General features: G+C 25.4%; 11 protein-coding genes. 5 read left to right on the forward strand and 6 right to left on the reverse strand.

Features of this window, described 5'->3' with window-relative positions; all coding sequences use genetic code 11:
* Window positions 1-41 precede the first annotated feature (41 nt).
* Window positions 42-641 carry a ribonuclease H family protein gene (locus tag KGF45_RS04720; RefSeq protein ID WP_227827297.1) on the reverse strand — a complete coding sequence of 200 codons (600 nt, stop codon included), beginning with the start codon at window positions 639-641 and terminating at the stop codon, window positions 42-44.
* Between the two features lie 17 nt (window positions 642-658).
* Entirely contained in the window at window positions 659-3,778 is a 3,120-nt protein-coding gene (locus KGF45_RS04725) for a helicase C-terminal domain-containing protein (RefSeq protein ID WP_227841933.1), read from the reverse strand.
* A gap of 222 nt (window positions 3,779-4,000) precedes the next feature.
* Between KGF45_RS04725 and pdaA the strand changes: the two genes are divergently transcribed.
* Complete coding sequence (pdaA, locus tag KGF45_RS04730) at window positions 4,001-4,825, forward strand: delta-lactam-biosynthetic de-N-acetylase (protein WP_227827295.1); 825 nt, start codon at window positions 4,001-4,003, stop codon at window positions 4,823-4,825.
* A 95-nt stretch (window positions 4,826-4,920) separates the two neighbouring features.
* Here the strand turns inward: pdaA and KGF45_RS04735 are convergent, their stop codons facing one another.
* Together KGF45_RS04735 and KGF45_RS20045 are read right to left on the reverse strand one after the other, a co-directional pair.
* The gene (locus tag KGF45_RS04735) at window positions 4,921-5,706 is read right to left on the reverse strand and encodes a GNAT family N-acetyltransferase (protein ID WP_227827294.1); all 786 of its coding nucleotides are present in this window, start codon (window positions 5,704-5,706) and stop codon (window positions 4,921-4,923) included.
* A gap of 195 nt (window positions 5,707-5,901) precedes the next feature.
* The gene (locus tag KGF45_RS20045) at window positions 5,902-6,036 is read right to left on the reverse strand and encodes a hypothetical protein (protein ID WP_255287760.1); all 135 of its coding nucleotides are present in this window, start codon (window positions 6,034-6,036) and stop codon (window positions 5,902-5,904) included.
* A 312-nt stretch (window positions 6,037-6,348) separates the two neighbouring features.
* Here KGF45_RS20045 and KGF45_RS04740 point away from each other — a divergent pair, with 312 nt between their 5' ends.
* The 3 genes from KGF45_RS04740 (at window position 6,349) to KGF45_RS04750 (ending at window position 8,155) form a co-directional block, all read left to right on the forward strand.
* Window positions 6,349-6,627 (forward strand): winged helix-turn-helix transcriptional regulator, encoded by a 279-nt coding sequence (locus KGF45_RS04740; RefSeq protein ID WP_413926581.1) that lies wholly within the window; start codon window positions 6,349-6,351, stop codon window positions 6,625-6,627.
* A gap of 78 nt (window positions 6,628-6,705) precedes the next feature.
* Window positions 6,706-7,260 carry a cysteine hydrolase family protein gene (locus KGF45_RS04745; protein ID WP_227827293.1) on the forward strand — a complete coding sequence of 185 codons (555 nt, stop codon included), beginning with the start codon at window positions 6,706-6,708 and terminating at the stop codon, window positions 7,258-7,260.
* 220 nt (window positions 7,261-7,480) lie between these two features.
* Window positions 7,481-8,155, forward strand: coding sequence for an MgtC/SapB family protein (locus KGF45_RS04750; RefSeq protein ID WP_227432770.1), 675 nt, complete (start codon window positions 7,481-7,483; stop codon window positions 8,153-8,155).
* Between the two features lie 43 nt (window positions 8,156-8,198).
* Here the strand turns inward: KGF45_RS04750 and KGF45_RS04755 are convergent, their stop codons facing one another.
* Together KGF45_RS04755 and KGF45_RS04760 are read right to left on the reverse strand one after the other, a co-directional pair.
* On the reverse strand, window positions 8,199-8,885 hold the full coding sequence (locus KGF45_RS04755; RefSeq protein ID WP_227827292.1) for a hypothetical protein: 687 nt from the start codon (window positions 8,883-8,885) through the stop codon (window positions 8,199-8,201).
* A gap of 447 nt (window positions 8,886-9,332) precedes the next feature.
* Window positions 9,333-10,142: a MerR family transcriptional regulator gene (locus KGF45_RS04760; protein ID WP_227827291.1), complete on the reverse strand. Its 810-nt coding sequence runs from the start codon at window positions 10,140-10,142 to the stop codon at window positions 9,333-9,335.
* A 411-nt stretch (window positions 10,143-10,553) separates the two neighbouring features.
* Between KGF45_RS04760 and KGF45_RS04765 the strand changes: the two genes are divergently transcribed.
* A complete protein-coding gene (locus tag KGF45_RS04765) occupies window positions 10,554-12,788 on the forward strand; it encodes an EAL domain-containing protein (protein ID WP_227827290.1) in 2,235 nt (744 codons plus the stop codon).
* Window positions 12,789-12,977 lie beyond the last annotated feature (189 nt).

Below are 12,977 nucleotides of genomic sequence, written 5' to 3' on the forward strand. Positions count from 1 at the left end.
GTTATAAGTCAATAAATTTTTAACGGTATGCTAATTTCTAATTATATACCAATAGCTTTTTTAGCTAGCTTATCAGCTTCTTCATTGTATTTATTTCCAGAATGAGCTTTAACTTTCATAAATTTGACATTTAACTTAGTTTTGATACTATCATAAAAGTTTTTATATGCTATAGTTCCTTCTTTGTTTGTTTTCCAAACTCCAGTACACCACTTTTCAATACCTTCATAATCAAAATATAAAATCAGGTTTTGAATATTATTATCAATGCAGTACTGCATTGCAATTTTAGAAGCTTCTATCTCACCAGCCACATTTCTCATACCTACTAGAATTTGCTCATTTCCCTTTTTACTATAAGTTTTTATGACTTCATTACTCTTTAGAATTACAACACCTGAACCATACATCTTTATTGAATGCTCATAACTACCATCAACATATGCCTCTATAAATTCTTCATCTTCTTTAAATATTGTTTTTGTTGCTCCATAAACATATTCTTTTGCTTCCTGTAATGTAGCAAAACTCTTGTATTCAGCTCCTGAAAATCCATTTACTTGTTTTTTACACTCATCCCATGTATCATATATTCCAATTTTTTTGCCCTTTTTCACAGCATAAAACTTTTGTTTTGCCAAATATATCACTCCCACCATTAGTTTTTATGTTTTTCTCTCATAAATACATCTAGATTTATCAAATAATTTTTATCGAAATATTTTACTTTCATATCTTTATTTTCAATATCTATATGATATACCTCTCCTTTTACAGCTCTTTGCCTTATATTTTCATTGATATCTTTTTTTATAGTATTTTTATCAACGTCATCATTATCTATTTTAGTATTGACCTGTAATGCTTTTATAGTATCAAATATAACAGATTTTAGTATTAGGCTTCTAGATTTATTTAAGTGTTGTTTTGCATAAGTATAGAAGTCATTACTATTCATCTTTAAAATTTTACAACCATGCAAATCTTGCTCTAGCCTTTTTAATGTGCTTATATTAGTGCCAACATCAAAAATCACAAAACATCCATAATCATATTTACTTCTTAAAAGTCTTCCCATAGCTTGCTTTACTTTTATAGTCATCTGCGGATAATTTATACTATAATAATCTACATTATACTTCTTCATTATAGTATAATACAAAGGGTCTTTAGGGTTTAAATTAGGAAGTTTGTCCAAAGTTACACATACCAAACCATCGCCTGGAATATCAACTCCTTCAAAACAGCCTTTTGAACCAAGTACTACACACTTTCTATTTAAATCATTAAGATGTCTAACACCTTTTTTATTAGCATAAATTTCTAAATTTAAACCATGCAAATATTTTTTTAATATCTCATAAGTTTTTTCTTGTCTATTTTTACTATTAAACAGAGCTAATGTATGCCCTTCTGTAATGCGTGATATATTCGATATAATTTTACTTATCTCATTTGGAAATTCAGTATTCTTATACTCACAAATATCAGAAAATGCGACTACAGAAACCATATTCTTATAATCAAAAATTGGTTCTATAATTTTTTCTATATTCTTAACCCTATCTATTCCCAATGTATTTTTAAAATAAGACATGTTTTCAGATAAACTTAAGGTTGCTGATAAAAATATTCCTTTCTCTAACTGCGATAAAATATTTTCTTCAAACAAATCTGCTATTTTTAATGGAACTACTCTAAATTCAAAATCATTATAATTCTTTTCAATTTCAACTATTCTTGCATAGTCGTCATTCTCATCATACTCCAAGAAAATTTCAAAAACAATTTTTATATCCTCTAAATCTCTTGTCTTTGCTTTTCCAAACTTATATATATCTGCTTCTTTATCTATACTATCATCATCAATATTCCTATAAATTACAATTATTATTGAAACTAAATTTTTTATTATTTTTTCACAACTTAGTTTTATCTTTTCACTATATAATCTATAGCTAACTTCAGCATCTATATCATCTTTTTTTATTTTTCCTGCTACTTCATCTATTTGTAAATTTAATTCCCATCTTAGGTTATAATTGCTTACATTATTATATTCGCTACAGTTACCAAATGATAATATTGAATCTATTTCTTCAATAATAAGATTTATACTCCTAGCAATCTTTTGTTTATCTTTTCTTTCAATTTTTAATATATGATAGAATTTATCAAAAGCCTTTATTTTCTTCATGTTTCTATTAGTTTTTTTATAAATAAAACTACTCTCTTGTATAAATTCATAAGGATAAATTTCTTGCAATAAGTATCTTAAAGACTTTGAATTTATGATACTTGAAAAAAAATCATATCCTTTTTCAGTTAAATTGTGAGCCTCATCTACTATTATGTTTTCTAAAGGCTTTTCATCTTTATATGGCCATTTAGCCAGTAAAGAGTGGTTTATTACTGTTATATGTTCATCTTTTAACTCTTCTGTCCTATTTTTATATAGACAATCTTTTTTACATTTTTTAGGTTTACACATGTTTGGGTCACAACTTATATTTCTTAAGTGAGTATTTATTTCCTTGAAGTTATCCAACACCCAATAGTTTATTTCTTCTATATCTCCATATTTGCCACCTTCAACTAATCTTTCTAAAAATATTAAAGATAAGATTTCTTCTTTAGTAGGTTCTTGAGACTCATAATCTACTATATATGCTTCTAATCTGTCTATACATATATAGTTGTTTTTTCCCTTTATATATCCATAACCTACTTTACCATTTAACCCTAAAGAATTTAACACATTTGGAATATCTTTATTTATCAATTGTATCTGCAATTCTTTTGTATCGGTAGAAATTAGTAATCTTTTTTTATTAATTCTGGCTTCTAATATAGCTGGCAATAAGTATCCAACACTTTTTCCTATCCCTGTTGGTGCCTCTATGCACGCAATTTTTTCGTCATCTTCATTATTTCTAAACAATTCTCGTATTGCCTTAGTAAGCTCATACTGACCTGGTCTATATTCATATGTAAATCCTTCTTTACTTTCCCAGATATGCTTATATTTTAATAATTCTTCATATTTCTTTTCTTGCTCACGTAAAATTTTTAAAGTTTCTTTTTCCTTTACATTTTCTCCTTTTGGATTAAACTCTTCATGTTCTTTTATAATACTTACATCATGAAATAAATCATAGTTTGCTTCTTCTAAGAATTTACTCCATTCCCATTTTCCAAGATTAAACTTATTTAGATAGGAATTTATTTTAAAACTTAATGGCTCTAGACTAGCTTTCTCATGATTATTAAATCTTATTAAAAGAGAATTTACAATATTTATAGTATCAATAGCATCTGATAAAGCTCTATTCTTGGTCTCAGATTTATCGCTAGTTAAAATACTTTTTAAATACCCCAAACTATAATCCTTATGATATGGCTCTAAAATAACTGCTAACTCAATTGAATCAATCAATTTATTTTTTAGCTTTGGCATATAGTACTCAAAAAACTTTCTTTTAAAACTTAAATCATGACATATAATCAGACTATCTCCTACAAAATTTCTTAACTCCTCTTCTACCATTTCTAGATTAAAAGCGTCTTCTAAATCAATTTTCTTAAGATTATCACATAGAGAGAATACTTCTATAGGCACTTCAGCTTTATTTTTTATTAACGATTGATATGTCTCAGCTTTCCAATCTTCAATTTTAACAGCTCCAACTTCTAAAATTTCTGAATTTAAATAGTCTATTCCACTAACTTCTATATCTAAAAAAACAACATCATTTAATATACTTATTATATTATCCATTTTTATATCCCTTCAAGTTAAACCAATTTAACTTCTACACAATAATTGCTCCTTATATTTTATCATTTATATGTATTTTGTTTAAGATAATTAATATTATTTTATATATCTTAAAAAAACTTCTTTAATTTATTATTTGTATATATGAATATTTTTAACTATAAATATTCAAACTATATTGTAAGAAAGATTTACTTGAAATTTTAAATAAGAGGTGACATTGTGAAAAAAGATAGCCTAAAAAAATACATTATGATAGGGGCATTTGCTCTAATACTTTTTGGAATTGCTAGTATGAACTTTAAATCACTAGATAAAACAAAAACTCAAATTTCTAGTCCAACACTTGATACACATGAATACGATTGGTATTTTAACCCTAGAGAGGATGGTAAACAACCCTCCCCTATAAAAGAAGCCAATTTTTTTAAGAAATATGACTCATATTATGTAGGAAACCCTAATGAAAAAGTTATATACTTATCATTTGATGCTGGATATGAAAGTGGGAACACTCCAAAGTTACTAGATACACTAAAAAAACACAATGCAAAGGCACAGTTTTTCGTAGTTGAAAGTTATATAAAAAGTAATCCAGATTTAATAAAACGTATGGAAAAAGAAGGTCATTTGGTTTGTAATCATTCAAAAAGTCATCCATCAATGGCTGGAATTACAGATTTTGAAAAATTCAAAGAAGAAATTGTAAGTGTAGAAAAAGCATATAAAGATGTTACTGGAAAAGAAATGCCTAAATATTTTAGACCACCAATGGGTAAATTTAGTGAACAATCTCTAAAATACACACAAGACTTGGGTTATAAATCTATATTTTGGAGTTTTGCTTATGTAGATTGGTATGAAAAGAAACAACCTACTCATGAGTTTGCTAAAAACAAAATTTACTCTAGAACACATCCTGGTGCAATAGTTCTATTACATCCAAATTCTTCAACTAATACTGAGATATTGGATGAAGTACTTACACATTGGGAAAAAGAAGGTTACAAGCTTAAAACGCTTGACTATTTAAGCAGTAAAAAATAACATTTTAATTAAAATAAAACTCCCTCATGAATTATAGTAAAAATAAATCTATTTATAAATACTTTAATTCTTGATGGAGTTTTGTGTTTTTAGAATTATTTAAAAAGTATTGTCCATTCATTTGTCTCTTCATATCCTATACTATGATATATTTTTCCTGCTATTTCATTATTATAAAAAAGACATGGTATTTTCCCTTCTGACAATAGTTCTTTACTTAAATTGTACACCATATAACTAGCAAGCCCTTTTTTTCTATGCTCTTTGTCTGTACTTACAGAAACTATCATTGCCAAAAAACTAGTTTCCATACCAGTTGATACAGTACTAATCATAATATTATTATCTTTTATGAAATATCCTCTTACATTACCTTCTTTTAAGTATTCTTTTCTTGCTTCTATGTATTTTGGACTTACCTTATATCCTGATTCATTTAAAAGTTTTCCTACTTCATCAATGTCTTTTTCATATGCCTTTTCTATCCTATATTCATTCATAGTAGAAAAATCCAACTCTTTTATTTTCTTTAATATACAAAATTTATTATCCAATTTTTCATAAAAATCTTTGTATATACTCACTAGTCTATCTATTACACACTTTTTTCCACTTATACTTTCTATATCTAATCCTTTTATATGGCTTTCCATTTCTTCTACATCAAAATTATTTTCTAAACTATAGATTATAAATGTTGATTTATTTTTTAATATTATAGAAGTTATACTTCCTTCTTTTGTCTGAGACCACACTTCTTGAGAATCAGAACTAAATCCATAGTTTTCAACATATCCAATTATAAATAAGTTTAAACTTTCTTCATGTGATACATATTGCCAGAATTTTTTTTCTAAAGTATTATCTATTTTTACAATCAAGTGTACATCCTCCTTTTGTGTTAATAATGATATACCTTATAATTTATAGTATCATTTAAAGTTATTAACTTCTACTAAATATTCTAAATTTTTTAAAATAATTTAAATTTGTAAATTCATAATTTTTTCAGAAAAATCAATCAGTGATTATATGATATTTTCTACTTTACAAAATTGAACTATATTTGTAAATTTCTATGCAATATGTTGGTATTTCTGTTTATATTCTTTTAATGCCTCATCCCAAGCTTCCTCTACTGAGATACCTCTTTTAGTTGCAATCCTTTGTGCTAATTCTATTATTCTCATAGCTTTTCTTGATATATTCATATATTTTCCTCCTCTAAATTATCATAAATTATTTTTAAATTATTTAATTTGTATCAAATATATTACTTACTTATATATTACTAACTATTTATGTACTAAGTGTGAACTATATTAGAAGAAATTTAGAACTTAATAAAACACAAATTTTATATATACTTCATATAGATTTGTCCTATTATAAAAGCAGTGATATAATTTATTATCATTTTATGGAGGTGATATATTATAAAAATAAGAGATGAATATACATGCCCTCTTGAAATTGTACATGATATCATTAAAGGAAAATGGAAGACTATAATTGTATTTAAATTGAGACAATGTAATAAAACATTCTCTGACTTAGAGCATAGTATAGATGGAATAAGTCAAAAAATGTTAATCCAACAGTTAAAAGAACTTCGAGAATTTGGTATTGTTGATAAAATCAGTTCAACTGGATATCCATTACATACTGAATATTTTCTTACTAATCGTGGCAAAAAAATGTTACAAGCCGTAGAGATAATGCAAGAAATAGGTATAGAATATATGCTTGAACATGGACAACAAGAATTTTTAGACAATAAAGGAATCTGTTATAATAAATAGTTCTATACATACCAAAAAGTAAGTAATTTACATTTCATTTAGCAGTATTATAATAAAAACATATAAGGAGGTATAAATATGTCTATAGCTTTAATTTTAATTGATATTCAAAATGATTATTTTAAAAATGGGAAATGTGAATTATTTAATACAGAAAAAACTGCTGAAAATGCTAAAAAAATACTGACACTCTTTAGAAAAAATAACTTACCAATTATTCATGTACAGCATATATCAATGAGTTCAACTGCATCATTCTTTCTACCTGACACTTATGGTTCAAAGATAAATAAAATTGTTTTTCCACTTGAGAATGAAGAAATTATCATTAAACATACACCAGATAGTTTTTTTAAAACGTGTTTACAAAGTTGTCTTGAAGAAAAAAACATAGATAAATTAGTGATTTGTGGAATGATGAGTCATATGTGTATTGATACAAGTGTAAGGACAGCAAAGAAACTTGGATACGATATTACTCTTATAAGCGATGCTTGCACAACAAAAAATTTATTTTGGGATGACAAAGAGATTTCTTCTGAAACTGTACATCAAGTATTTATGGCATCCTTACAACATAGTTTTGCAGATATAAAAAATACAGACATTTTTTTGTCTAATTATTGTAAATAAAAATATTTACTATTATAAAGAGTAATCTTAATTAATTTAAGTTTGCTCTTTAATCATATAATCTTATATATCCCTTATACCATTTTTATATACATAAAATACTTTTTCATATTTTAGATTTAGATGCAACAATCATATAATTTTCAAATGTTACTATATCCACATAAAAAATGTAGTGTTATAGTATATATAATATTACATAAAAGGGGGTGCTAGATAGATGAATAATCATATACTTATTCAATTTGAATATATAGCAAGAATCATTATTGCTGGTTTATGTGGAGCTTTGATTGGATATGAAAGAAAGAATAGGCTAAAAGAAGCTGGAATCCGAACTCATTTTATAGTAGCACTAGGATCAGCACTTATAATCATTGTTTCCAAATATGGATTTGATGATGTAGTAGGTACTCCAGGTATTGGTTTAGACCCTGCTCGAGTTGCAGCACAGGTTGTCAGTGGAATAGGTTTTTTAGGAGCAGGATTAATATTTATCAGAAATCAATCAGTAAGCGGACTTACTACAGCTGCTGGTATATGGGCGACAGCAGGTACAGGTCTTGCAATTGGTTGTGGATTATACTTACTTGGTATTGTTTCAAGCATTATTATCGTTATCACTCAAATACTACTTCATAGAGATAGGAAATGGATGAAACTCCCTACAGCAGAACAGGTTTCTCTTAAAATTTCTAACAGCACCGATTCAATCTCATATATTGAAGAAAAATTTAAACAGTCTAAAATTGAAATTATAAATATGAATATTAAACGCATTGATGGAGATTGGCTAGAAGTAATTATCTATACTAAATTACCTAAAGGATATAAAAAGACGAATCTGTTAAAGTTGTTTAGTGATAATCCTCTTATAGAATCTTTAGAGATATAATATAAAAAATAGACTAGCTAAACACTAGTCTATTTCTTTGTTACTAATAACATGTTTTACAAGCTACATATCCATTTGCTTCTGCTTCTTCTCTACTCATTGAAATTGCACCTTCCATATTATGTGCAGTAGGAGAAGAATGATATTTATTTGATTTAGATTTTCCTCCATTTGCATATACAGTTTCAGATGTTTTTTGGTTGGTTGGATTTGATTCTTCAGTCTTAGGATTTGGAGCTTGAGCGTTTTCTGTTGACTTGTCAGCATTTTCTTTAGCAAGTTTTTCTGCTTTTTCCTTTTCTTCCTTTTCATTCTGAGTTAACTCTAAATCCTCTTGTTTTTTCTTTTCTTCTAACTCTTTTTTCTTTTGTTGCTCTAATTTATCTTTTTCTTCTTTTGCTTTTAATTCTTGTTTTTCTTTTACTTCATTGTCTTTTATATCCTGTTCTTCTTCTTTTCTTTTTATTACTTGTTGCTCATTCAAATTAGGTTCTGTTACTACTTTGAGCGTTGCTCCCCACCATACCCAATTGAACATTAAGAGTATAAATACCACAAATAAGCTTATAACAACTTTTAATGTTTTTACTAATTTATTACTATTTTTATTTATACTTTTTACTAAAAATAAAATAGAAAATAATAATAATGTTAATGGTAATAATAAAATTCCTATAATAACAATTAATATCTTTTGCCAACTTTTTAATACTTTAAACTTCTCAAACATAAATTCCCCTCCAAAACATTAAGTTAACTACTTTATCATCCATAACTATTAATCTAATAAGATTTATGTCTGATAAATGTTGATATTAATTTTTAATAATTCCTTAATTTTCATCCTATATCCCCCTCTTTATACATTACTAATTAAATTATATAGTAAACAAATAATAAATGTTGTCGAAAATCAAAATTATATATTCTTAACTGGATATAAATATAAAGATAATTATTACTAATTTTCAATCTAAGCACTATATACTTATACTTTAACTAATATAAAATATAATTAAGACTTACTCTTATGTCACTCATAAAATGAAAAATGAAACAGTAAATATTTTAGAAGGTCTTAAAATATAATTTGCCACCGATTTTATAATACGGTGGCAAATTAGTGGTAAATTTACATTTTTTTATATTATTTATTGTCTAATCCATTAAAATTTAGCTATTTAGTTATAGGAACTTGAATTTCAGTTACAAATTCATCTACAATTCCAGTTTCATGTATATCTATTTTATATATCTCTATTGGTGCCGCATTTATTTTATAGTTATTTTCTTCTATAAATCTAAATACTTTTTCCATATATATTTTATTATTGGAGTTACTTCCAGTATAATTTAATGTTACATAATACCCTTCATCAAAAACTATATTATATATCTCCTCATTATCTTCCAAAAAACAAAATACAGACTTAAACTCATTAAAGATACCATTATTGATTGCTTCAATAGAAAAAGCAGAACCAATATTATTATTTCCAAGTATATTAAATCTGTCTTCATATTCTTTTTGAAGCTTTTGAATTAAGAAATCAAAATCTTCATCTCTTTCTATATCAGCATTTAATTCTAAGGCTTTCCTTTTTTCTATATATACAACTTCTATCTCGTCTATTTTAGTATTTTGAATCACACTTTCAATTGAACTTAATCTTGTTATGATATTTTCCTTGTGACTTACAAGCTCAAGCATCTTTTTGTCAATTAAATCAAGTTCTTCATTTAATATAGTTTTTGTAGATTCTATACTTCTATCATCTAAATATTCTTTTATCTTTTTCATTGGAAAATTCAAACTTCTAAATTCTTTTATCAAATTCAATTTCCATATATCAGATATATTATACATTCTATATCCATTGGTATCTCTAAATGGTTTTAGAATTCCTATTTCTTCATAGTACATTAAAGAATCTCTACCTATACCATATATTTTAGATATTTCTCCTATTTTATAATAATCTTTCATTTATATAATAAAGTCCTCCATAATTATATTTTTTCTTAAAAATAAATAACTCGTCTATTTTCCTAATTCTATTTTAGAATATACTAAAAAATCTTCTAAAACAAGGTTTCAAAAATAAATTGTATTTAGTTAACTATCTAAATATATCTATACTTTGTTCATTATTCTATTATAATATTGATTATGACATTTCTGACTTTAAGCTTTTTAAAAGATATATTTGACTTTATATTTACACCTATGCCATTATATTTTTATACACTATTTTTTATTTCCGAAATATCGCTTTATAAATTTAATGATATTAATATATTATTTCAGTATATTGTTCAAATATTAATTAACATTTAAATATTTTTAGTATAAACACAGTTATTATCAAAAAATCAAAGTATCTTATGGGGGAATACTATGCCAAATTATGATTATATAAAAATGTTAAATAAAAAAGTAGAACTATTGTCTAAAGATTTAGAGAAAAGAAATTGTAAATTAAAAGTCTCAAACGAAATAGATTTTTTTACTAAAATACCAAATAGAAAATTTATATATCAATATATTGATAATTGTATTTCAAAAAATACTTCTATTGGAATTATGTTATTAAATATTGATAACTTTAAATTATTCAATGATATATATGGATACCTAGTGGGAGAAAATTTATTAATTAATCTTACTCAAAAACTATTGTATTATGTTCCAGAATCTAAAGGAATAGTTGGCCATTTAAAAGGAGAAGGATTTTTAATTGCTATCCCAAATGTATCGAAGGAAGAATTAGATGATATGGGAACATCTATTATAAAATGCGCTAGGGAATTAAAAATACAACTTCCTAATGAAAAAGAAATCTATTCTAATGTTACATTTAGTATTGGTAGTGCAATTTGGGATGGTAAATCAGATATAACTACTTTAATACTTTTAAATCAAGTATATAGCGCTTTAAAGAAAGCTAAAAGTGAAGGTAAGAATAGATACATTTCATTTGATTTTAAAGATAATAATTTTTATAATAAATTAGAAAATGATAAAGAATTTTTATCAGAAATATCATACGCTTTATTAGATAAACAAATTGAGGTATTTTATCAACCACTTTATAATATAAAAAGTAATACTATAGTTGGATGTGAAGCACTTGCACGCTGGAGACATCCTCTTAAAGGGCTTCTCACTCCAGATAAATTTATACCTTTATTTGAACAATCTGGATTGATAATAGAATTAGATTTATATTTATTCGAACAGAACTGTATAAATATAAGAAGATGGATTGATAGCAATGATGTGTTTGTTCCAATTTGTTGTAATTTTTCTCGTCTTCATTTTTTTAGCCCTAATTTTCCAAGCACTTTAAAAAGTATCGCTGAGAAATATAATGTAGCTACATCAAATTTTAGCATTGAAATTACAGAAAATATATTGATAGAAAATACAAATACAATTATTCAACAACTAAATGAATTGCGTTCTTTTGGTTTTTCTGTATCAATGGATGATTTTGGCTCTGGATATTCATCTTTTGGTATGTTACAAAACCTTCCTTTTGATGTAATAAAAATTGATAAAATATTTTTATCTCATAACTTAAACGATTTTAAAAATACAACAATTTTATATTCTATAATAAATATTGCAAGAGCTCTTGGTATACTTACAGTGTGTGAAGGGGTTGAAACAGAACAACAAGTAGAGTTTATCAAAAGCATAAACTGTGACATTGCTCAAGGTTTTTATTATGCAAAACCTATGGAATGTAAGCAATTTGAAAAGTTACTATCTAAAAAAAATACTTCAGGCAAAATGTCTATTGAATATTCTGATATAGGAAAATCTTTAATAGAAAAAATCTTTGATGCATTTTTTATTATGCAAGATATGCAAAAACTAAGAGCAAATGTTATTGAAAATATTAAATGGTTTGATTTTTATAACAAAAAAGAACTTACATCTTTTCCTGAGGTAATAGAATACTTTGAAAAACATATCAAAGGTAAAAAATTTTCTATTCTTTATAAAAGTATAACTCCACATGATGTTAGTTCAGATTCATTACTAATTAGTGGAGAAGCTGTTTTATCTGATGAAACTACAGGTTGTCAAAATTATAGTAATTTCTATTTTAGTGCAAATTGTATTATTTCAAAAAATAAATTAATCTTAACAAAAATACATTTAGATTTAATTAAAACTGCTGGCTATATAAATGAATTTGAATCATATTCAATACCTAAAATGACAAATACTCATCTAGATGAAAGTAGTACTTTATCACAATTTTATTCAATGCTACCTGTAGGTATCATTCGCTATGATTTATTTGGTGATATGATTATTACATATATGAACGAAGAAATGTTTGATATTATAGGTTATACAAAAGAACAATTTTTTGGTGAAATGAGTGGCAACTTAAGAGCAATTGTTCATCCAGATGATTTAGACTTCGTTTATAAAAAAAGCTTAGAAATGATTGATACAAATAAGATTGAACCTTTTTTATACAGATTTATAAAGCGTAATGGTCAAATTGTTACAGTTATGTATAAACAATGTAATCTTTCTGCAATTGATGGAAGGTCTATTGCACAAGGTATGTATATAGATGTTGATAAAATAAAAAATTTAATAGATATTTAATTTTAAATGTGTCAACTATAAATAAATTATAAGTACCTTTATAGATTTATTAAATTAAAACTCCAATTTATGTATAATTAATAACAAGCATTCTACTATATAATTAATCACAATCGTTCGACAAATTGATGATAAAATTCCCACTATGTGCTATAAGTTAATATATAATGCAATAAAATTAATTTAATT

The organism is Clostridioides sp. ZZV14-6154 (assembly GCF_020657785.1).
Taxonomy (GTDB): domain Bacteria; phylum Bacillota; class Clostridia; order Peptostreptococcales; family Peptostreptococcaceae; genus Clostridioides.

Bases quoted from the DNA above. Each gene is read 5' to 3' on its own strand.
- KGF45_RS04725 (WP_227841933.1), bottom strand. From the start codon at position 3,778: ATGGATAATATAATAAGTATATTAAATGATGTTGTTTTTTTAGATATA.
- KGF45_RS20045 (WP_255287760.1), bottom strand. From the start codon at position 6,036: ATGAATATATCAAGAAAAGCTATGAGAATAATAGAATTAGCACAAAGG.
- KGF45_RS04745 (WP_227827293.1), top strand. From the start codon at position 6,706: ATGTCTATAGCTTTAATTTTAATTGATATTCAAAATGATTATTTTAAA.
- KGF45_RS04750 (WP_227432770.1), top strand. From the start codon at position 7,481: ATGAATAATCATATACTTATTCAATTTGAATATATAGCAAGAATCATT.
- KGF45_RS04755 (WP_227827292.1), bottom strand. From the start codon at position 8,885: ATGTTTGAGAAGTTTAAAGTATTAAAAAGTTGGCAAAAGATATTAATT.
- KGF45_RS04760 (WP_227827291.1), bottom strand. From the start codon at position 10,142: ATGAAAGATTATTATAAAATAGGAGAAATATCTAAAATATATGGTATA.
- KGF45_RS04765 (WP_227827290.1), top strand. From the start codon at position 10,554: ATGCCAAATTATGATTATATAAAAATGTTAAATAAAAAAGTAGAACTA.